General features: G+C 59.9%; 22 protein-coding genes and 1 riboswitch. Of the genes, 10 read left to right on the plus strand and 12 right to left on the minus strand.

Going from position 1 to position 20,786, the window contains the following annotated elements; all coding sequences use genetic code 11:
* Window positions 1-15: 15 nt before the first annotated feature.
* The 3 genes from COA55_RS02880 to cbiB form a co-directional block, all read right to left on the minus strand.
* Window positions 16-1,869: a TonB-dependent receptor gene (locus COA55_RS02880; protein WP_290500547.1), complete on the minus strand. Its 1,854-nt coding sequence runs from the start codon at window positions 1,867-1,869 to the stop codon at window positions 16-18.
* Between the two features lie 132 nt (window positions 1,870-2,001).
* Window positions 2,002-2,217, minus strand: a riboswitch (cobalamin riboswitch).
* 72 nt (window positions 2,218-2,289) lie between these two features.
* Window positions 2,290-3,297: a threonine-phosphate decarboxylase CobD gene (gene cobD, locus COA55_RS02885; protein WP_290500549.1), complete on the minus strand. Its 1,008-nt coding sequence runs from the start codon at window positions 3,295-3,297 to the stop codon at window positions 2,290-2,292.
* Window positions 3,294-4,223 (minus strand): adenosylcobinamide-phosphate synthase CbiB, encoded by a 930-nt coding sequence (cbiB, locus tag COA55_RS02890; protein WP_290500550.1) that lies wholly within the window; start codon window positions 4,221-4,223, stop codon window positions 3,294-3,296. Before cbiB ends, cobD begins: the two co-directional genes overlap by 4 nt.
* A 113-nt stretch (window positions 4,224-4,336) precedes the next feature.
* On the opposite strand from cbiB, the gene cobT reads away from it, so the two are divergent.
* Both cobT and COA55_RS02900 read left to right on the plus strand, forming a co-directional pair.
* Entirely contained in the window at window positions 4,337-5,392 is a 1,056-nt protein-coding gene (gene cobT, locus COA55_RS02895) for a nicotinate-nucleotide--dimethylbenzimidazole phosphoribosyltransferase (protein WP_063538077.1), read from the plus strand.
* Window positions 5,393-5,447: 55 nt separating this feature from the next.
* The gene (locus COA55_RS02900) at window positions 5,448-6,047 is read left to right on the plus strand and encodes a histidine phosphatase family protein (protein WP_290500553.1); all 600 of its coding nucleotides are present in this window, start codon (window positions 5,448-5,450) and stop codon (window positions 6,045-6,047) included.
* A gap of 155 nt (window positions 6,048-6,202) precedes the next feature.
* On the opposite strand, the gene cobU is transcribed toward COA55_RS02900, so the two are convergent.
* The 4 genes from cobU to moaB all read right to left on the minus strand — a co-directional run bounded on the left by cobU (window position 6,203) and on the right by moaB (window position 9,173).
* Window positions 6,203-6,721 carry a bifunctional adenosylcobinamide kinase/adenosylcobinamide-phosphate guanylyltransferase gene (gene cobU / locus COA55_RS02905; RefSeq protein WP_290500555.1) on the minus strand — a complete coding sequence of 173 codons (519 nt, stop codon included), beginning with the start codon at window positions 6,719-6,721 and terminating at the stop codon, window positions 6,203-6,205.
* Complete coding sequence (locus COA55_RS02910; RefSeq protein WP_290500557.1) at window positions 6,721-7,299, minus strand: alkylphosphonate utilization protein; 579 nt, start codon at window positions 7,297-7,299, stop codon at window positions 6,721-6,723. Before COA55_RS02910 ends, cobU begins: the two co-directional genes overlap by 1 nt.
* A gap of 87 nt (window positions 7,300-7,386) precedes the next feature.
* Window positions 7,387-8,628 (minus strand): gephyrin-like molybdotransferase Glp, encoded by a 1,242-nt coding sequence (gene glp, locus COA55_RS02915; protein WP_290500559.1) that lies wholly within the window; start codon window positions 8,626-8,628, stop codon window positions 7,387-7,389.
* Window positions 8,629-8,660: 32 nt separating this feature from the next.
* Window positions 8,661-9,173, minus strand: coding sequence for a molybdenum cofactor biosynthesis protein B (gene moaB, locus COA55_RS02920; RefSeq protein ID WP_290500561.1), 513 nt, complete (start codon window positions 9,171-9,173; stop codon window positions 8,661-8,663).
* 317 nt (window positions 9,174-9,490) lie between these two features.
* On the opposite strand from moaB, the gene COA55_RS02925 reads away from it, so the two are divergent.
* A complete protein-coding gene (locus COA55_RS02925) occupies window positions 9,491-10,855 on the plus strand; it encodes a cytochrome P450 (RefSeq protein ID WP_290500563.1) in 1,365 nt (454 codons plus the stop codon).
* An 83-nt stretch (window positions 10,856-10,938) separates the two neighbouring features.
* Here COA55_RS02925 and COA55_RS02930 read toward each other — a convergent pair whose 3' ends face one another.
* Complete coding sequence (locus COA55_RS02930) at window positions 10,939-11,769, minus strand: mechanosensitive ion channel domain-containing protein (RefSeq protein WP_290500565.1); 831 nt, start codon at window positions 11,767-11,769, stop codon at window positions 10,939-10,941.
* Window positions 11,770-11,946: 177 nt separating this feature from the next.
* Here COA55_RS02930 and COA55_RS02935 point away from each other — a divergent pair, with 177 nt between their 5' ends.
* Complete coding sequence (locus tag COA55_RS02935; protein WP_063518566.1) at window positions 11,947-12,588, plus strand: MBL fold metallo-hydrolase; 642 nt, start codon at window positions 11,947-11,949, stop codon at window positions 12,586-12,588.
* A gap of 3 nt (window positions 12,589-12,591) precedes the next feature.
* The gene (locus tag COA55_RS02940) at window positions 12,592-13,125 is read left to right on the plus strand and encodes a mechanosensitive ion channel domain-containing protein (RefSeq protein WP_063518567.1); all 534 of its coding nucleotides are present in this window, start codon (window positions 12,592-12,594) and stop codon (window positions 13,123-13,125) included.
* Window positions 13,126-13,477: 352 nt separating this feature from the next.
* On the opposite strand, the gene COA55_RS02945 is transcribed toward COA55_RS02940, so the two are convergent.
* Entirely contained in the window at window positions 13,478-14,161 is a 684-nt protein-coding gene (locus COA55_RS02945) for a hypothetical protein (protein ID WP_290500566.1), read from the minus strand.
* A gap of 159 nt (window positions 14,162-14,320) precedes the next feature.
* Here COA55_RS02945 and COA55_RS02950 point away from each other — a divergent pair, with 159 nt between their 5' ends.
* From COA55_RS02950 to COA55_RS02960, 3 genes are all read left to right on the plus strand, one after another.
* Window positions 14,321-14,653, plus strand: coding sequence for a BPTI/Kunitz-type proteinase inhibitor domain-containing protein (locus COA55_RS02950; RefSeq protein WP_290500567.1), 333 nt, complete (start codon window positions 14,321-14,323; stop codon window positions 14,651-14,653).
* Complete coding sequence (locus COA55_RS02955) at window positions 14,650-14,988, plus strand: hypothetical protein (protein WP_290500569.1); 339 nt, start codon at window positions 14,650-14,652, stop codon at window positions 14,986-14,988. Before COA55_RS02950 ends, COA55_RS02955 begins: the two co-directional genes overlap by 4 nt.
* A gap of 91 nt (window positions 14,989-15,079) precedes the next feature.
* Window positions 15,080-15,778: a DUF2057 domain-containing protein gene (locus COA55_RS02960; RefSeq protein ID WP_290500570.1), complete on the plus strand. Its 699-nt coding sequence runs from the start codon at window positions 15,080-15,082 to the stop codon at window positions 15,776-15,778.
* 132 nt (window positions 15,779-15,910) lie between these two features.
* On the opposite strand, the gene COA55_RS02965 is transcribed toward COA55_RS02960, so the two are convergent.
* The gene (locus COA55_RS02965) at window positions 15,911-16,330 is read right to left on the minus strand and encodes a secondary thiamine-phosphate synthase enzyme YjbQ (RefSeq protein WP_063519121.1); all 420 of its coding nucleotides are present in this window, start codon (window positions 16,328-16,330) and stop codon (window positions 15,911-15,913) included.
* A gap of 89 nt (window positions 16,331-16,419) precedes the next feature.
* Here COA55_RS02965 and COA55_RS02970 point away from each other — a divergent pair, with 89 nt between their 5' ends.
* Complete coding sequence (locus COA55_RS02970) at window positions 16,420-17,226, plus strand: SDR family NAD(P)-dependent oxidoreductase (RefSeq protein WP_290500572.1); 807 nt, start codon at window positions 16,420-16,422, stop codon at window positions 17,224-17,226.
* A gap of 107 nt (window positions 17,227-17,333) precedes the next feature.
* Here the strand turns inward: COA55_RS02970 and COA55_RS02975 are convergent, their stop codons facing one another.
* Complete coding sequence (locus COA55_RS02975) at window positions 17,334-18,287, minus strand: D-2-hydroxyacid dehydrogenase (RefSeq protein WP_290500574.1); 954 nt, start codon at window positions 18,285-18,287, stop codon at window positions 17,334-17,336.
* A 35-nt stretch (window positions 18,288-18,322) separates the two neighbouring features.
* Here COA55_RS02975 and COA55_RS02980 point away from each other — a divergent pair, with 35 nt between their 5' ends.
* Entirely contained in the window at window positions 18,323-18,991 is a 669-nt protein-coding gene (locus tag COA55_RS02980; RefSeq protein WP_290500575.1) for a DUF523 domain-containing protein, read from the plus strand.
* Window positions 18,992-19,255: 264 nt separating this feature from the next.
* Here the strand turns inward: COA55_RS02980 and COA55_RS02985 are convergent, their stop codons facing one another.
* Window positions 19,256-20,785 carry an NAD(P)/FAD-dependent oxidoreductase gene (locus tag COA55_RS02985; protein ID WP_290500576.1) on the minus strand — a complete coding sequence of 510 codons (1,530 nt, stop codon included), beginning with the start codon at window positions 20,783-20,785 and terminating at the stop codon, window positions 19,256-19,258.
* Window position 20,786 lies beyond the last annotated feature (1 nt).

A 20,786-nucleotide genomic window follows, 5' to 3' on the forward strand; every position in this document is an offset into this window, starting at 1 on the left:
TTGAGAACCTCTGCACTACCTATCGTAGCGCAGGCTCAACATTACCGAACGCCCTGCGTTCATATAGTTCCACCCAGCAAAGTTCTGTGCGGTGGTGTATTCCTTGTCGAGCACGTTTTTCACCGCCAGACGTGTGGACCAGTTGGGCGCGAAATTCCAGCCCGCCCGCAAATCCAGCAGACCAAAACCGGACAGCCGCACGTCGTTATCGGCATCGTTATAACGGTGGCCCTGTAGCACCACACTACCGCCCAGGGAAAACTCGCCCAGGGCCCGGTCCAGGTCAAAACGGAAACTGCGCTGGGACTGACGCTGCAGCACCAAACCGGTGTCCCGGTCTTCGGGATCCTGAGCCGTAAAGGCCGCGCCGGCACGCCACTGGTTGATATCCACCCCAACGGCCACTTCGGCACCCCGAATACGCGCCCGGTTCACATTGAACGGTGCGTAACGCCCCCCTTGCAAGGCATAGGCAATCAGGTCATCCACGTCGGTCTGGTAGGCCGCAATGTCCCAGTACCAATACCGGTACTGGCCTCTTGCGCCCACTTCGGTGCTTTTTGAACTTTCAGGGTCTAGTTGATCATTACCAAAGCCCGGGAAGTACAAGTCATTGAACGTCGGTGCGCGGAAGGCGGTGCCATAGCTGGCCCGTAGACGGTGATGCGCATCCAGCTTGTAGCCCAACGCCAGACCACCGGTGGTTTCACTGCCGTAGGCTTCGTTGTCATCGTAGCGCCCGCTGGCCTGCACATCGAAGGCACCAAAGTTCAGCAACAGCTGGGCAAAACCGGCGGTGTTTTCACGCTCCTCTTCTGAATACAACGTGGTGCTGTCCACCAGGTCCTGCAAGTAATCGGCACCTACCACGAGCTGGTGATCCCCCAGGGCAAAAACGTTCTGCCAGTTCGCTGCCCGGCTGCGGGTGTTGAAGATACTGTCCCGGTCCCCGTCGGTGAAGTTTTCATTGTCGTCACGGGCATCGCTGAGAATCAGTTTGCTCAGCCAGTTTTCCGTCACCCACAGCTGCCCTTTCACTCCGGCGATCTGCATGGCGTAGTCAGTCACTTTTTCCTGCTCGGGGGTACTGCCTTCAAATTCGGTACTGCCCGCCGCGCGAAAACCGAACACGCCGATTTCCGCGTCGTTATCAAAACGGTGGGTCAGGCGAGCCACCGCAGAGGTATTGTCGTAACCGCGATCTTCGCTGCCTTCACGGATTTCCGTGCCATCGGTATCGAAGCGGTCCACGGCCACGTTATAGCGCGTGCCATCCTGCTCGCCCTGGGCACCGGCGGCGACCCGGCGACTATTGAAGGAACCACCGCCCAATTCCATCCAGCCGCTTTGTTCATTGTTCAGATGGCGGGCACCCGGGGTAAAGACCTGAACCACGCCACCCACCGCATCGGCGCCATACAGGCTGCCACGGGGGCCACGCACGATTTCGATACGGTCAATCAGGGTGGTGGGCAAAAACTGCCAGGAGGGGCTGCCGGCGGTGGCGGAACGCAACCGCACCCCATCGACCATCAGCAAGGTGGAACTGCTGCCGGTTCCTCGCAGGTACACGCTGGTGGCTTTCCCGAAGGCGCCGTTACCGGTGATATCCACCCCGGGTTGCCCACGCAGCATCTCGGTCATGTCCTGCGGCTGGCGCTCACGCAATTGCTTTTCATCGATCACCGTCACCGACGACAACGAAGCCTCCGTAGTGCGGCTGGTCAACGTGGGCGTGACCACCACCGGATCGAGCATGGAAACCTGCAGGGCAGCAGAATCATCGGACTGTGCGGGCTCGGCATAGGCAAGCAGCGGCCACACAGACAAAGACATCGCGGCGCAGGCCGCAACGGAACGAAACAACATTGGAAGATCCCCCTCTGCCGTGCCACCCGCACGGCCTGGATTTAGCCGCAGCAGAACAAGCACAGGGAGACAGGCGCCATCACGCCAACGCACCCCGCATCGCCCACCGCAACACCTGGTTGGAAGCCGCAGCGGACTTCCTTACCTTCTGGCCGGTCTCCGGGCTGATGAGCGAGGAGCAACCTCTCGACAGTCGCCTTCCCATGCAAAAGCACAGTGGCGTTTCGACTGTCGTTCACTCAATCACCGTTGCGGGGGCAGCGTCGGATTTAGAGCCAGGGACTCTCACCGACTTCCCGTTTAACCCGCCCTGCGTTCAGGGAAGGCACCGGAAGGTGGCGCGAAAATACCAATGGCCGGGGGAACAAGCAAACACAAAAACGTTTTATGAAAGGGGCTCACGTTGGCTTGAGTAAACTCTCAAGCCAACGCAGACAGAGCGTAGCGCAAACGCTCCCATTGCGCCTCGCCCCCTGCCAGGCCAAACCGCAGGGCTTGCGGCTCGGCAAAATACCGCACCAGCACGCCCTGCCTTGCCAGTGCCTCGAAGTGCTCCTGCGACTGGTCGCCGGGACACCAGGCAAACAGGTCACTGTCACCCTGGGGGGACAGCCCGGCGGCACTCAGCAACCCATCCAGGCGCTGGCGATCCTCACGCAACCGCTGGCGCTGCTGTTGCTGCCAGGCCTGATCCTGAATCGCCTGCGCCATCACATACCGCGCCGGGTGGCTCATGGCCCAAGGCCCCAATGCCTGCTGCAAGGCGAGGCACAGCGCCGGTTCAGCGACCATCAACCCGGCGCGTAATCCGGCAAGGCCAAAAAACTTTCCCAACGACCGCAGCACAATCAGGCCGGCCTGATGCGCCTCCCCCACCAACGACTTGCCGTTGCTGGCCTCCAGGAAGGCTTCATCCACCACCAGCCAGCCACCGCGGGCGGCCAGCTGCTGGTGCCAGCACCGCAGTGTGGCGGCCGGCAACAAGGTTCCGGTGGGATTATTCGGGTTCACGCACACCAGCACGTCCAGCCTCGGCAGCGTCACCTCAGCCTCCTCCACACCAAGCAACACCACCTCATGACCACCCTGTTGCCAGGCGCTGGCGTGCTCGGCGTAGGCCGGTGCCACAACGCCTACCCGGCAGGGCGATCGCAGGGCCGGCAAGGTTTGCAGCGCGGCCTGGCTCCCCGCCACCGGCAGGCAACCGGCACCCGCAGGCAGCCCCAACCAATCACGCGCCACCGCGTCCAGGCCGTCATCCTCTTCCGGGAGGCGCAACCAGACCGACTCAGGAATGGCCGGCACGGGATAACCATACGGGCTGATGCCGGTGGACAGATCCAGCCAGTCACTGCGGGGAATGCCCCACTGCCGTACCGCCTGATTCAGGCGCCCACCGTGCTCCAAGCCTTGCGGGGACACACTCACAGCAACGCCCCCGCGATGAGTACCACCAGCCACAGCACCAGGCTACGCCGCACCAGCACAATGGCCGCATCGATACTGTCCGCATCTGCTGTGCGGCCTTCACCCAGCAACGGTTTGTCTTTCCAGCCGCCGTGATACGGCGCACCGCCGCCCAGCTGCACCCCCAACGCGCCAGCGCCGGCAGCCATCACCGGGCCCGCATTGGGGCTATCACAGGCAGCGGCCTGTTGCCGCCAGCAGCGCAACGCCAACCGGCAGCGCCCGTGCAATCCGCCCACCAGCGCATAGCTCAGTGCCGTCAGCCGCGAGGGCAGCCAGGCAAGCAGATCATCCAGCCTCGCCGCCGGTTTTCCAAACCGTTCGAACCGCTCGGTGCGGTAGCCCCACATGGCATCCAGCGTATTCACCAACCGGTGCAGCACCGCGCCGGGCAAGCCCGCCAGCACAAACCAGAACAGGCTGGCGAACACCGCATCGGCACCGTTTTCCAGCATGGATTCGGTGGCCGCCCGTGCCACCCCGTTGGCATCCAGCGCTTGCGTGTCGCGACTGACAATCCGCGCCACCTGCTCTCTCGCCACGGGCAAATTCTGCGCCCGTAACGGTGCGGCGACCGCACGGCCATGGTCGGCCAAACTGCGCGCGCCAATCACTAGCCACAGCCCCACCACCTGCATTAGCCAGCCGGCCCATCCCGGCAGTACCACCAATAGCAACACAATCAACAACACCACCGGCGTCACCAACAGACACAGCGCAGCAGCCCCATGGAGCACACCGCCCGATGCGTCCGCATTCCAGCGCAACTCCAGCCACCCGGCCAACCGGCCAAACATCACCAGCGGATGCCCGCAACGCGGTTCGCCCGCCAGCGCATCCAGCAAAACCGCCGCCACCGCAGCGCTAATCAGGGAAACAGAAAGCATGATTTCAGTGTCATTGCTCGGCATCGATGCGGGGCAGTGTACTTGACACTCCCGGTCGCGGGGCAGAGGATTTGCCGCTTTCCGGCCCTGTGCCGCCCCGACCGGAGACACCCGTGAGCACGCCTTTGCCCTGGCAACAGCCCATTTCTGCCCCCAGCGAAAGCCATCGGCACGCCGCCCTGCACCGCCAGACCCAGCTCACCAAGCCCGCCGGATCCCTGGGTCGCCTGGAGTCTTTGGCCGTCCAGCTGGCCAGCTTGCAGGCCACGGACCAGCCCCAGGCAGAACAAGTGAGCATGGCCGTTTTTGCCGCCGACCATGGCGTTTGCGAAGAAGGCATCTCCGCCTTTCCCCAGGCCGTCACCGGGCAGATGATTGCCAACTTTGTCACTGGCGGCGCCGCCATCAGCGTGCTGGCCCGACAGCTCGGCGCCGAGCTGGAAGTCATCAATCTGGGCACCGTCACACCACCGCCCATCGAAGACGGCGTCATCGATGAACACGTCGCCCCGGGCACGGCCAACCTTGCCCGCCAACCGGCCATGACCAATACGCAGTTGCACGCCGCTCTGGCCGCCGGGGACCGCGCCGCCCAACGGGCTGCCGACCGCCAGGCCGACCTGTTTATCGGGGGTGAAATGGGGATTGGCAATACCACCAGCGCCGCTGCCCTGGCCTGCGCACTGCTGGGCGAAGACGCGGCCGTCCTCGCCGGACCCGGCACCGGGCTGACACCGGAAGGGGTGTCCCACAAGATCGAAGTGATTACACAGGCGCTGGCACGTCACGAAAAACAATCCGAACCGTTGGCGACACTGGCCTCATTGGGCGGCTTTGAAATCGCCGCTCTGACCGGTGCCTTTATTGGCTGCGCGGTCCGTGGCATCCCGGTATTGGTGGATGGTTTTATTGTCTCCACTGCGGCCCTCGCCGCCTGCCGACTCCGCCCGGAATTACGGGACTGGCTGCTGTTCGCTCACCAATCACAGGAGCCCGGACATCAGCGCCTGCTGCAAGCACTGGATGCCAAGCCTTTGCTGGATCTGTCCTTGCGATTAGGTGAAGGCAGTGGTGCTGCTGTAGCGGTACCGTTATTACGCAGTGCCTGCGCGCTGCACAACCGGATGGCCACCTTTGCCGACGCCAGTGTAAGCAATCAAAACGGATAAATTGTCGGATTACGACGACGCCTAATACGACCTACGTTAGCGGGAACAGATACCAATGAGCACCACCTTTTTTGACTTGATTCGCCACGGTGAACCGGCTGGCGGTCAGATGTATCGGGGCCACAAGGATGACCCTCTGAGCGAATTGGGCTGGCAGCAAATGCGTGACGCCATTCAGGTGGAGGATCAGTGGGATCACATCCTCACGTCACCCTTGTTACGCTGCCGGGAATTTGCCGCCGAACTGGCCCGCGAAAAAAACCTGCCTTTCACCGTGGCCCATGATTTCAAGGAAATCAGCTTCGGTGACTGGGAAGGCAAAACCCGTGAACAGGTGGCCCAGGAATACGGCGATCATCAGGCCAACTTCTGGCGCGATGCAGAAAGCCACCCACCGAGCAATGCGGAAACCGTTCAGGATTTTCATCAACGCATTGGTGAAGCCTGGGCGCTATGGCAGGAAACGCTGAAAGGTCAGCGCGTGCTATTGGTTTGCCACGGCGGCGTCATTCGCATGGTGCTGGCCCACGTACTGAGCATGGCCCCCAGCAAAGCCATGGCCGGCTTCCAGGTGCCCTACGCATGTCGTTCGACGATACGACTGGATCAAACCGAATTTGGCACCTTGAGCTGTCTTATAAGGCACGGGGGATAAGTTGAAAGTTTAAAGTTGAAACGCGGACAAGTCCCTTCCACTTTAAAGGCGTATTACCCGCGATTGATGGTCTATATTCGCGATGCAAGCATCGCTTCCCACAACCATCATCGCCGGTTTTCCTTTTCAACTTTGAACTTTCAACTTTTTACTGCTTAACCTTTCAACGTCTGCGCAATCCCTGCCACTGACAGCAGCACCGTATCGCATTTTTTTGCCAGCGACTGATTCAGCCAGCCCAGCTCATCGGCGAAACGACGGGTTAACGGGTCCATGCCAATGGTCCCCAGCCCCACTTCATTGCTGACGACCACCACATTGCCGGGATACTGCCCCAGCGCCCCAAGAAAACTGTCCCGCTCCCGGACAAACGCCGCGTCCCCGGCATGCAGCAAATTACTCACCCACAGGCTCATGCAATCGACCAAGACGCAGGGAACCGGTGACAACGTGGCCTGGCGGTTAAGCAAGGCGCCCAGATGCAACGGCTCTTCCACCAACCCCCAGCTCGCCGGGCGCCGCATACGATGGCGACGAATACGGTCGCTCATTTCACCATCACCGGCGGTGGCCGTCGCCACATACACCACCGGATCGTGTTGCTCACTGACCAGGTTTTCCGCCAGTGAACTTTTGCCGGAACGAATGCCGCCGAGAATCAGACTGTGCGGCATCAGTTTTTCTTCACAAATTGCGTCAGGATCACAATGCGCTGACCCTCTACCCGGCCTTCGATGTGTTCGGGGTTATCCTGAACCAGGGAAATATTGCGCACGGCGGTGCCCCGCTTGGCGGTGAAATTAGCCCCCTTCACATTCAGGTCCTTGATCAGCGTGACCGAATCACCGGCTTCCAGCACGGCGCCATTGCTGTCGCGGTGCAATTCCCGCGCGTCTTCCGTCTGGCCTTCACCGCTGGCCTGGGCCCAGGCCAGGGTGTCGTCATCCAGGTACAACATATCCAGCAGGTCCTGCGGCCAACCTTCTGCCTGCAAGCGCGTCAACATACGCCACGCCAACACTTGCACCGCCGGCACCGGGCTCCACATGCTGTCGTTCAGGCAGCGCCAGTGGTTGGCGTCTTCATTACCCGGGTTATCCAGCTGGGTCTGGCAGGTTTCACACAACAGCACACTCTGCTCGGCAGTGCCATCCGATTCCGGCGGCACCGCATACACCGCCAGGGCATTACCCGCACCACACAGTTCACAACATGAATCGGCACGGGCAAGCAACGAGGATTCCAGGGTCATGTAACACTCCTTTATTGAGCGCGCAGTATAGCGGATTTGATGGCTGCGGAGCGGGACGCAGTGGTTTGGTGCCCGACAACACCCGCACTACCCCGCCAACAATCCTGAAAACGAAAAAAACGCCAACGTATCGCCCGACGATACCGTGCCGCCCACCGGCACCACCGCCAGGCCGTCCGCCCACACTGCAGAACTGAGCATGCCGGAGCTCTGGTTGGGATGTTTTTGCAGGATCAGCTGGCCGGAGTCAGACACACAACGCACGCGCAGATATTCCTGCCGCCTGGCCGGTTTGTTGATGGCGAAATCCACGGGTAACGGCATGGCGGTTGGCAACACCACATCGGCACCACAAGCGCGCCGAAGGGTGGGTAACACCAGCATCAGATAACACACCAGCACGGCGGACGGATTGCCCGGCAAACCGAAAAATGGAATGTCATCAATACGGCCGTAAGTAAACGGTTTACCCGGCTTTATCGCCAGCCGCCAGAAATCCAGTTCGCCATGCTCCGCCAGCACCGCACGCAAATGGTCTTCTTCACCCACGGACACACCACCGGTGGAAATAATCACATCCGGGCGCTGCACTGAATCGGTGAGTACCCGGGTCAGGGTATTGCGGATAATGGCCGGATCATCGGGCAGGTGCTCGCGCTGCACATTCACAAACCCGCTTTGCTGTAACAGCTGCATCAGCTGCGGGCCATTGCTGTCGAAAATTTTTCCCGGCAGCGGTGTTTCTTCCGGCGACTGAATTTCATCACCGCTGGTAAGAACCAGTATCCGCGGCGCATTCACTTTTACCGCCGCGATCCCCACCGAAGCAATCAGGCCCACCGCCTGGGGCGTGAGCCGTTCGCCACGCTGCATCACGACCTCATTGCAGTGGGCATCCTGCCCCGCCGGGCGTATATTCTGTCCGGCAGTAACCGTGTCCTTGCCCGGCAACCGCACCCGAGTTTCCGCGATTTCGCAGTCTTCCTGCATCAATACGGTATCTGCCCCGGCGGGTACCGGGGCACCGGTGAAAATGCGCGCCACCTGCCCCGGCGCCAGGGTCGCCGGCGTATCCCCCGCCGCCACCCGCAGCGGCATGGGCCGGGTCAGCCCCGGCTCGTCCAGGTCCGCATAACGCAGCGCTACACCATCCACGGCGGCGTTATCAAACGCCGGCACATCCACCTGGGAGGTCACCGCCTCAGCCAGATACTGCCCCTGGCAATCCGCCAGCGGGATCTCCCGGACCGCCCGGAAAGGGCGCGCCGCATCCAGCAGGCGCGCCAACGCCTCTGCCACCGGCATCAATGTCTGTTTGGATTCCTGCACGTTTCCTCCATGGTGCCGTCGCAGCGGCAGTTTTATCGGCGCACCTGGGCCACAAAATTACAGGGGCGGTGGCGGGCATCCAGCTGCTCCTGAATGATGCGGTCCCAACCGGTGGCGCAGGCATTGTTGGAACCGGGCAAACAGAAAATCACCGTGCGATTGGCCAGCCCGGCCAGGCAGCGGGACTGGATGGTAGAAGAACCGATGTCCTCCACGCTCACCTGACGAAACAGCTCACCGAACCCTTCGATAGTCTTGTCGAACAGCGGCGCCAGTGCCTCCGGGGTGGAATCCCGGCCGGAGAATCCGGTCCCACCAGTGGTGAGAATAATCTGGATGTTCTCGTCGGCAATCCAGTCCGATACCACCTTGCGCAGCTGGTACACATCGTCCTTGACGATCTGGCGAGCGGCCAGGGTATGGCCCGCGCCTTCCAGGCGCTGCACCAACAGGTCACCAGAGGTATCGGTTTGCGGGGTGCGGGTATCACTCACCGTCAGCACTGCCAGCGCCAGGGGCTCGAACTCAGCCGCAGGTTTGGACATACACATCTCTCCTTAACAATGCCGCAATGCTAGCACGTGCCATGCCAGGGCGGCTGGACAGCACAGCACGATTTGACCGTTGCCGACAGCCTCTGTTCTGCATTACATCCGGGGGGTAGATTCAATGGACCCGTTTCCATGGTATCTGCGTGGATGCATGGCGCATGAATTTGCTGCCACAGGACATTTTCTGCAAGAGAGGTGTTGTTGGTCTACTTCCGATGAAAGAAGGTGTTCTGTGGTAGTGAAGGCTTGTGCCAGGCGCCGCGCAGAGACCATGGAAACGGATCAATACAAGATGTTTATCGGAGAACGTCATGAACCGTATGGAAGCTGCCCAACAAGAGGCCGCAAACCTTCCTCGCATGCCCCAGCGAAAGCTGGAAGACATACCGGGTGATTATGGCTGGCCTCTGCTTGGCTCTACGGTCCCTTTTCTCAAGGACTATCACAAACTGGTCAACGATCAGGCCGCCAAATATGGGTTGATCTTCAAGGGGTCGGTACTGTTTCAGCGCGGCGTCACCCTGCTCGGGCCGGATGCCAACGAATTTGTACTCAAGGATCCGGAGCATGCGTTCTCCAGCCGCGCCGCCTGGAACCCGATTCTGGAAAAACTGTTTACCGACGGCCTGATGCTGCGCGACTTTGCCGACCATAAATTTCACCGCCGCATCATGCAGCAAGCATTCAAGAAGCCGGCACTGGCCAGCTATCTGGACCGCATGAACAGCCATATAGGCAGCGAGATTGAAGGCTGGCAAACCGGAGAAACCCTGAAGTTTCTGGATCACATCAAGGCGCTGTTACTGGACGTGGGCGCGCAAATCTTTTTCGGCCTGGAAATGGGCCCGGAATCCGACAAGGTGAACCAGTCCTTTATCGACGCCACCGACGCCTCACTGGCGGTGGTGCGCCTGCCAATCCCCGGGCTGCTGTGGCACCGCGGCATGAAAGGCCGCCGCTACCTGGAAAACTTCGTTACCGGACTGATCCCCCAGAAACGCGCCAGCGATACCCCGGATTTCTTCAGCGAACTGTGCAAGGCGGCCGACGAGGAAGGCGGCCTTTCTGATCAGGACGTAATGAACCACATGATCTTCCTGTTGTTCGCCGCCCACGACACCACCACCAGCACCCTGTGCTCCATTATCTACATGCTGGCCAAACATCCTCACTGGCAGGATGTACTGGTCAAGGAAATGGAAGGGCTGGGCAAGGACACCCTGGACTATGACGACCTGGGGAAAATGGAAAAAACCGGCTGGGTATTCCGCGAGACCCTGCGCATGCGCCCGGCACTGACCACCTTCCCCCGTCGCACCGTCAAGGATGTGGAATACCAGGGCTACTCCCTGCCCAAAAACACCATGGTCAACGTGTCCACGCTCTACACCCATTACATGGAAGAGTACTGGAGCAACCCGACCACCTTCGACCCGGAACGCTTCAGCGACGAACGCGCCGAACACAAGAAGCACTTTTACCAGTGGGTTCCCTTCGGCGGCGGCCACCACAAATGCCTGGGCCTGAACTTTGCCGAACTGCAAACCAAGACATTCCTGTTCCAGTTCCTGAGACGTTACCGCGTCAGCGTCAAACCCGGCTACGAACTGCCTACCCAGCAGGTCCCGCTGATCATGCCGAAGGATGGATTGCCGGTGGTACTGGAGAAGCGATAAATCAGCACGGCTTCGCCTACAGCTACGAGCTACCAGCGACGAGTTTTTACTCAAAGCTGACAGCTCGTAGCTCGAAGCTGCCTTTATGATTGCTGAAACAAATGCACATCCCGCTGCGGGAACGGAATAGTGATGCCCGCCTTGTCAAAGGCGTATTTCACCTGCTCGAACAAACCGAAATACACCGGCCAGTAATCCTCCGAATTCACCCACACCCGCGTCAGCATATTGATGCTGCTGTCCGCATGGGCGGAGACAAAAATATTCGGGTCGAATTGCTCACCGCTGAGGATACGGTCGTCATTATCAATGACCGTCTGAATCGCCGCCCGGGCCTGCTCAATGCTATCGCCGTAACTGATACCAAATTCGATATCCACCCGCCGCTGCGGCTCCACAAAAATATTCTTGATGCAGCCATTGGACATGAGACCGTTAGGGATCACGATGCGTTGGTTGTCGTAGGTAATCAGGATGGTGTTGAAGATCTGGATATCCCAAACTCGCCCGGTATATCCCTGCGCCTCGATAATGTCCCCCAGGCGGTACGGCTTGAAGAACAGAATCAGCACCCCGCCCGCAAAGTTGCCCAGGCTGCCCTGCAGCGCCAGCCCCACCGCCAGGCCAATGGCACCGAGCATGGCAATAAACGAGGTGGTCTCCACCCCGACCATACCCRCCACAGCCACCAGCAACAGAATTTTCAACAGCACGTCGATAAAGCTGGTCATGAACTTTTGCAGGGTGTCGTCCACCGCCTTGTGGCCCAGCACCCGGTTCATGCCCTTGATCACCCGCTTGATGACCCAGAAGCCGACCACCAGCGTAACCACCGCCAGCACCACCTTCGGCAGATAGGCCATACTCAGCTCGATTGCCTTGTCCAGATACGGCTGGATTTGCTCCATATCCATGATTCCCTTCCTTAGTGAGTTATGTAGACCGTTAAAATACCACCAAGACGTCAGCCGCAAACCGTCACTACGTCAGAATTTGCCAATATTTACCCTTGCCCCATTGCCCGCAGGGGAATGAATCCCCCGGCGGATTAACGCTATACTACGGGCTCATTTTCCACCGCACAGACAGCCATGAAATACGCCATCCTGCCGGTCACCCAGTTTCAGCAGAACTGCTCTTTCCTGAAGTGCGAAGCCACCGACAAGGTCGCCATCGTCGACCCGGGCGGCGACCTGAACCAGATACTGGCAACCCTGAAGCAGGTGGGCGGCACCCCGGAGAAGATCCTGGTGACCCACGCCCATCTGGACCATGTGGGCGCCGTGGCCGAGCTGGCCGAAACTTTGGGGCTGCCCATTGAAGGCCCGCACCGGGATGACCAGTTCTGGATCGACATGCTGCCCCAGCAAGCGCAGATGATGGGCTTTGCCCCTTCGCCACCGTTCACCCCGAACCGCTGGCTGGAAGGCGGCGACACCGTCACGGTGGGCAGCACCCAGCTGGAAGTACGCCACTGCCCCGGCCATACCCCCGGCCACGTCGTGTTCTATCAGCGTGAAAGCAAACTGGCCGTGGTCGGTGATGTGCTGTTCAACGGTTCTATTGGTCGTACCGATTTCCCCAAGGGGGATTTCGACACCCTGATCACCGCCATCAAGGAACAGCTGCTGACCCTGGATGACGACGTCGCCTTTATTCCCGGGCACGGGCCCATGTCCACCATCGGCCACGAACGCACCCACAACCCCTTTGTTTCAGGCAAGCACGGATAGAACATGGATTCAGTAGTAATGAAATGGGGACTCACCGTCGTCATCGCGATTCTGGGTTGGGCCCTGTCCATCCTGTTGCGCGGCATCACCAAGCGGCTGGGTCGCCGCCGCAATTACTCCCGCGCCCGTATCTTCCAGACAGCGGTGGTCATCAACAGCGCCTGCCTGATTATCGGCCTGATAGCCATTGGGGTGTTGTGGGGATTGAAAGGCGACGGCCTGATGGTGTTTGCCACCTCGCTGATGGCACTGCTCGGCGTGGCCCTGTTTGCCAGCTGGTCCATGCTCAGCAACGCCACCGCCGCCATCATTCTGTTCTTCAGCGCACCCTACAGAGTGGGCGACCGCATTCGCCTGCTGGACGGCGACAACACCGTCACCGGGCAGATTCGTCACATGGGGCTGATCTTCATCACCATTCAGGATGAGCTGGGCCACCGTTACACCCTGCCCAACAACCTGCTGCTGCAAAAAGCCGTGATCCGCCTGCGCGGCGACACCCTGCCCCGGGACCAGAAACACATGCGGGCGGATTAACGGTCACAATGCTCGGCCCGTGCTCCCTTTGGACCGCACGGCACAGAACATTCTCGCTGCGTTCCATTCGCCCCCTGTAGGAGTTCCCTTCCAGGGGACGAACCGAGCGCAGCGAGGCGGCAAGCGCCCAGGTTCCACCCTCGGCAGACAGGCTTGAAGTTGGTAAGAAGATGGATCGTACTGCGAACGCTGTGCGGTTCGCACCCTGGAAGGCGTTTATTCGCTGCGCTCGGCTCTCAACAGGCTGTTGATCATTGTAGGAGGCTGCTTGCAGGCGAACCGGGTTGGCCAGATCAAAGCCGGCATTCGCTTGCAAGCAAGCTCCTACAGCAACTCCGTAGAAAACGCGTAACTACATCTTGTAGCCAAAACTCAGCATGTACTGGGTGCCATCGTAGGGGAAATCCGCGATGGCATCGTTGAAGTCCATCTCTACCGTTTGTTCGCGCACCACAAATCCAAACTCGGATGTGCTACCCACGGAAAAGATCAGCCCCAGCGAGGCGTAAGCCCCATAGCCAAAACTGAAATCCCGGTCATCCCCGTTCACCACCACCGCCGTACTCAGCGGCTGGGGGTAAGGCCGATCCTGCTCCTGTTTCAGGGAGCCCATCAGCAACATGGGGCCACCGGACAAAAACAGCCGCGCTCGGTCACTGAAATTGATATCCCCGTAACCACCCAACATGGTGCCAAACAGAAACATCTCGTTGTCCACCTTGATATTCACGGTGGCGCCACCATTCACCACCCCCGAATAATTCACCGAATCGTTCTGCCAGCTGATCACCGCACCGCCCTCATAGCCGTAACGGAAACGATCGCCGCCTCCCAGAATCTTCTGCACCCCGCCGGTGAAGAACGGCAGATCATCGTAGTCCCCATCCAGCGTGGCGCCATTGGCGGTCACCGTGGTGTCCTCATCATTCAGTTGCAGCTTGCCCGCCTGCAGGAACATGTATTGAGCATCCTGTGCCCAGGCCGGCACCGCCAGCAGCCCACCCACCAGGCTGATAATCCGCAATCCTTGTCTCACCGCTCTTCCCCTGCGCAACACATTGACAGCACCAGCATAGTGCAGATTTTCCACCGAGAACATGAACCGGTTACCGCCGCTTTCAGAGTCCGGTAAAGTAGCAGCAACGGAGAATACCCGGCCCCACGGAGGGAACCGGAAACCCATAAAGGAACTGCCATGCGACCCCTGCTGCTTCCCCTCATTACCGCCCTGATTGCCGCAGCCACCCTGCTCAGTGGCTGCCAGAACAATCAGGAGCCCGGCACCGCCGCACTCCCGGATGCCTGCTCCCAGCCACCGGAATCCGGCATGTGCAAAGCCGCATTCCAGCGCTATTACTACGATGCCGACAGCGGCAGCTGTCAGGCCTTTATCTGGGGCGGCTGCAAGGGTAGCGTGCCGTTTGAAACCCTGGAGGGCTGCACCCAGGCCTGTAATGCCACCGGCAGGCCGGCTCCCGCCAAGGGCGCCCCCGCCAGCACATCCGCCACCAAAGAGGCCCAACAATGAGTAACACCAGCACCGCCAGCCTGGCACGTATCGTCTACGTCCTGCACCTGGTCGGCCTGATCACCGGCGGGCTCACGGCCATCGTCGGCGTCATCATTGCCCACCTTCATGCCGGCGACGCCGCGCCACCACTGCGCGAGCACTTTCGTTTCCAGTACCGCACCTTCTGGATCGGCTTGCTGTACTGGTTCATCGCCGGCATCACCACCCTGGCCCTGATTGGCTGGCTGCTGATGGTGGTAATCACCATCTGGTGGATCGTACGCTGCGCCCGGGGCCTGACCGCCCTGAACCGCAACCAGCCCCCCGGCAAGATCGACACCTGGGGATTCTGATGCCACACCGGCCCCACTTGTCACATAAATGACACAGATGCCGGCCAGACTGGCCGGCTCGCGCCCCTCAACCCGCTCCCAAGGAGAAGTCATGTTGTCCCTGCGCCTGCTTACCCTCACCCTCTGCACCCTGTTTCTGGCAGCCTGTGCCCGCAGCCCGGTAGTCCAGCTGTACGACGGCCCGGCCAAAGCCGACAGCCAGGTGCTCACCGTGAAGGTACCCAGCGAAATTGAAGTGTTCACCATCAACGGCAAGGAAGTGGAAGGTGTGAACACCTTCTTCGCCAGCGATTTCAAGGAACTGAAACTGGCCCCCGGTCGCTATGAAATCCTCGCTTACTACAAGGAACTGTGGCAGCTGGATGCAGACAACCACGAAATCGTGAAAACCAACCCGGCCAACTTTGTCATCGACGGCAAGGGTGGCGACCAATGGCAACTGGGCTTCAACACCCCACAAGACGTGGAAGAGGCCCGCGCCATGGAAGACAGCTTCTACGGCTGGGCGGAAAACACCAAGACCGGCGAACGAGTAGACGCCAAAGAATCCGGGCTGATCCTCAATCGCGGCTTCCTGGCCCCGATCACCGGCGAAGAAGTCACTACCGCCAGCACTAACAGCGTGGCCCCCCAGGCCGCAGCGGGTGCCGCCGCCGGCGCCACCGCTGCCAGCGCAAAAAAGAGCACCACCGTGGCCCCGGAAGCCAGCTACCTGGACACCCTGAAAGCCCAGTGGAAACAGGCCACCGCAGAAGAACGCCGCGAATTCCTGCAATGGATTGCGGAATAACGAAAAACGAGTTTCGAGTTTCGAGTTTCGAGTTTCGAGTTTCGAAGAGCAGAATCCGCCCCCTCACGGGCGCAGTGGTTTTTTCTTTGATTTTCGCAACTCGAAGCTCGTAGCTCGAGACTGCTTTTTCCCTCACTCCCCCTGAATGGTCGCCACGACCCGCCGTGCACCACCGTGGTCGCGGTGCTCGCACAGATAAATGCCCTGCCAGGTCCCCAGCGCCAGCCGCCCGGCCCGGATCGGGATTGTCAGCGACGGGCCGATAAGTACGCTCTTGATATGCGCGGGCATATCATCCGGCCCTTCCAGGGTATGTTCATAGTACGGCGCGTTCTCCGGCACCATCACATTCAGGTGTCGCTCCAGATCCCCGCGCACATCCGGGTCCGCATTTTCGTTGATGGTCAGCGAGGCGGAGGTATGCTGAATAAACAGATGCAGCAAGCCCACCTCGATCTCCGCCAGCACCGGCAAGGCAGTTACCACCTCCCGCGTTACCAGATGGCAACCGCGCCGTTGCGCCGGCAACGTGACAATGTCCTGAAACCACATCTTCGTCCCCTTTAGACCTTGGCCCCTAATGCCGAACACGGCAGACTCGACGGTCTGTATTTTTACCGCACAGCATTCAAGGGGTATGCATGAAACTCAAAGGCCAGACCATTGTACTCACCGGCGCCTCCAGTGGCATCGGCGCGGAAGCGGCCAGGATCATGGCAAGAAAAGGCGCCACGCTGTGCCTGGTAGCGCGCCGGGAAGAGCAGCTTCGAGAGGTTCAGCAAACCATTCAGGAACAGGGCGGCACCGCCTTTATCTATCCCTGCGACCTCAGCGACAACACGGCCATTGAAGCCTGCGCGGCACGTATTCTTGAGGAGCACCGCCGCATTGATGCGCTGGTGAATAACGCCGCCCATTCCATTCGCCGCCCCATCGAGCAATCTTTCAACCGCCTGCACGATTACCAGCGCACCATACAGCTGAACTATATCGGCGCCGTGGCCATGACCCTGCAATTCCTGCCCCGCTTTGCGCAGCAGAGCCACGGCCATGTGGTGAATATTTCCAGCCTGTCCACGCAGATTCCCATTCCGCTGTTTTCCGCCTACCTGGCCAGCAAGAGCGCACTGGAATCCTTCACCCGCTCGCTGGAAGCGGAGATGGGCCATCAAGGTATCAGCACCACCGTGGTGTACTTCCCCATGGTGCGCACCCCCATGTCCTCGCGCACGGCCATCTATAAATACATGCCGATGATGCACGTGGAAAAAGCGGCGGGCTGGATCGTGGAAGCCTGCGAAAAACGCCCGGCGCGTATCGCCCGCCCCATGGGCAAGCTTGGCAGCGTCCTGCTTGCCGCCGCACCGGGGCCAGTCACGCGCCTGCCGCAACCCCTGTTTCGCGGCATGGATAAAATGCTCGCCAACCGGTTAAAGAAAAAGCGTTAAAGGCAGGATCGAGTGACGAGAAGCAAGTCGCGAAATTCACAATAAAAAACTTCAACCCCGCTTTTTTGCCTCTCGAAACTCGCTTCTCGCAGCTCGTCACTATCTTTCTAATTCACCACGTTAATGGGCGAGCCCGCCTGCCATTGCCGAATATTTTCTACCACGCCATCCAGCACCCGCTGCCGGGATTCGCGGGTGCCCCAAGCGTTGTGCGGGGTAATCAGCAGGTTGCGGATGCCGTCGGCAAGCAACGGATGATCCGCCGGCGGCGGCTCGCTGCTGAGCACATCCAGGCCCGCGCCACCGAGCTGGCCATTGCGTAGCGCGTCCGCCAGCGCCGGTTCATCAACCAAACCACCGCGGGCGGTATTGAGCAGCAAGGCGCCGGGTTTCATCTGCGACAGAAACGCCGCATCCACCAGCTTGTCCGTCTGCGGCGTTAACGGGCAATGCAGGCTGATCACATCCGCCGCCGGCAACAGTTCAGCCATCGGCACCCGGCCAGACTGATTCCCCGCGGCCTGAAACGATTCAGCTACCTGCACCGTCATGCCGAAGGCCTCCGCCAGGCGGGCCGCCTCACGCCCCAGATCCCCATACCCAATCACCCCAAAGGTTTTCCCGGCCAATTCCGTCATTGGATGGTTAAGCAGGCAGAATTGGGGCGCCTGACTCCAGCACCCCGAACGCACATCCTCATGGTAGGGAACCAGCCGGGCCGCCAGCGACAACAACAGCGCCATCGTATGCTGCGCCACCGACGCGCGGGCATAACCGGTCACATTGCACACGGTGATGCCCTGGGCGGCGGCGGCATCCAGATCCACATTATTGGTACCGGTGGCACAAATGCAGATAAGCTTGAGGGACGGGCAGGCTTTCAGCGTGGCGGCATCGAGCACCACCTTGTTGGTCACCACTACCTGGACACCGTCCAGCCGGGCCACACGCTGGTCCGGGCGGGTTTGCGGGTAGAGCGTCCACGACAACATATTGTCGAAGGCGGTGAAGTCCAGCTCGTCGGGAACCAGAGTATCGGTATCCAGAAAAACGCCTTGCATAACCTGTCACCTTTGGGGAAGAAGGGAGACCTGCCATGCTAACGGATTTGCTGGGAAAAATGGGCTTCGACCTGCCGCAGCAGGAATGGGAAAAACCCGTTGTCGGCGTTAGCGCCTGCCTCACCGGGCAGAAAGTGCGCTACGACGGCGACCACAAACACAACGCTATTCTGGTCCACCAGCTGGGACCCTTGCTGCGCTTTCGGGAAACCTGCCCGGAGGTGGCCATTGGCTTGCCTGTGCCGCGCCCGCCCATTCAGGTGGTGCAGCTCGACGACCAACTGCGGGTACGGGGCGTGGACCAGCCCCAGCAGGATGTCACCGACGCCCTGGAAAACGTGGCTGCCACCCTGCAACAACCGTTGAGTGGTTTTGTGCTGAAAGCCCGCTCGCCCAGTTGCGGCTACCTGAGCACCCCGGTGCATAACCCCCAGGGCCAACAGATCGGCATGGCCTCCGGCGCCTTTGCCCGCAAGCTCCACGAACTGTTCCCGCGCATTCCGCTGGCCAACGAGGAAGACCTGGAAAAACCCGCCTTCCTGCAGGCTTTCCTGCTGCACGTGTATTGCTACCACCAGTGGCACCACAACGACCACCAGGGACAATGGCTCAATCACATGCAGGCGCAAACCGAACAACTGGACGAACCGCTACTCAGCGGCATGCGCCAGTATCTGGAAAAGCTCGGGCAGGCCATGCATTGAAATCAAGATGTCGGGTTACGGCTTTCAGGCTCTCTGTGCCCTGGGTAAATCCGACCTACGGATAGGCATTGTGTTTTGTGGGTCGAATTAGACGAATGCCAACAGACAGATGTCGGGTTACGGCTACGCCCTAACACGACCTACGAATAAGAATGCGAGTTTTTTGTAGGTCGGATTAGGCCGAAGGCCGTAATCCGACATCGCACTCACAAAAAAACGCACGGCCCGAAGACCGTGCGTTATCTTTTTACCAATACCGTGCTGTCAGGATGCCTTGCGCAGCACCTCTTCATTGAGGTACGTCACTTCATAGTCATCCAGCTCAAAGGCACTCAGCTTTTTCTTCAGCTCCGCCAGTGACCAGGGCCAGGCGGCAAAGTTGCGGCCGTTCTGGTCCAGATAGTAGCTCTTGCAGCCACCGCTGTTGAACACCGTGCCTTTCAGGTACTTCTGCACCTTGTCGTTGTGCTGCTTGAGCACATCCGGGCGAATGGTGACTTTACCAATGCCTTTGTTTTTCACTTTCTTCAGGCCATCGATGATGTAGTCCAGCTGCGCCTCGGCCAGGCCGATAAAGGAGTCATACACCAGAACGTTCGGGCCCAGTACCAGGAAGGCATTCGGCGTATTTTCCATGGTCGCACCGAGATACGCCTCCGGTGACGTGTCTTTCCACAGGTCCGACAGGCGATCACCGTTGGCATTTACCACCTTGCTACCAATCGGCGGGTGCGACACTTCAAAACCGGTGCCCCAGATAATCACGTCCACTTCGTGGCGCTCGCCATTGGCAGCAACCACCGTATTGCCATCCACTTCCACCAGACCATGGGGAATCAGGTTAGCGTTATCCGCCTGCAACGCCGGATAGTAATCGTTGGCAAACAGAATACGTTTGCAGCCCAGGGTAAAGTCCGGCGTTACCGCCTTGCGCAGAGCCTTGTCACGCACCTGCACCCGCAGCAACTGTTTCGCCGCCGTGCTGATGGGCTTCAACACATTGGGATTACGCAGACCAAAGTTGATCACATTCAACGAAGTGGCCACCGCCTTGCGCCAGCCACGCTGAATCACCGGCAACGCTTCGATGGTGCGCTTGCTTCTGTCGCCCAGCGGCAGGTCCGGCTTGGGCAGCACCCACGGCGCGGTTCGCTGGAATACGAACAGCTCTTTCACCTTGGGCTGAATCTGCGGCACGAACTGGATTGCCGAGGCACCCGTACCAATCACCGCCACCCGCTTTCCGGTCAGATCGTAATCATGGTTCCACTTGGCGGAATGGAACATCTCGCCGGTGAAACTTTCCAGCCCGGGCAGCGCGGGAATCTTGGATTCGGTAATCGGCCCGGTGGCGAAAATAACGGTCCGTGCCAGGTACTGACCGCTGGACGTATCCAGCACCCAGAGGTGGCGGCTTTCGTCCCAGGTGGCGCCGTCCAGCGAGGTATTGAATTGAATCAGCCGGGTGATGCCGAACTTGGCGCTCACATCTTCCAGATAGCTGAGAATTTCCGGCTGCTTGGCAAACAGGTGGCTCCATTTGCTGCTCAGCGCAAATGAATAGGAATACAACGAGGACGGCACATCACAACCACAGCCCGGGTAGGTATTTTCCCGCCAGGTGCCGCCCACGCGGTCTGCCCTCTCGATAATCTTGAAATCGTTATAGCCTTCCTTTTTCAGCTTGATCGCTGCGGCGATACCGGAAATGCCGGCACCGACGATAAAGGAATCATAAATTTTTTCTGCCGGCGCCTTTCGCGCCGTGGTCTTGGTCTTTTTTGCAGCGGCCATG

Origin of the sequence: Alcanivorax sp., assembly GCF_002733835.1 — a bacterium.
GTDB lineage: Bacteria > Pseudomonadota > Gammaproteobacteria > Pseudomonadales > Alcanivoracaceae > Alcanivorax.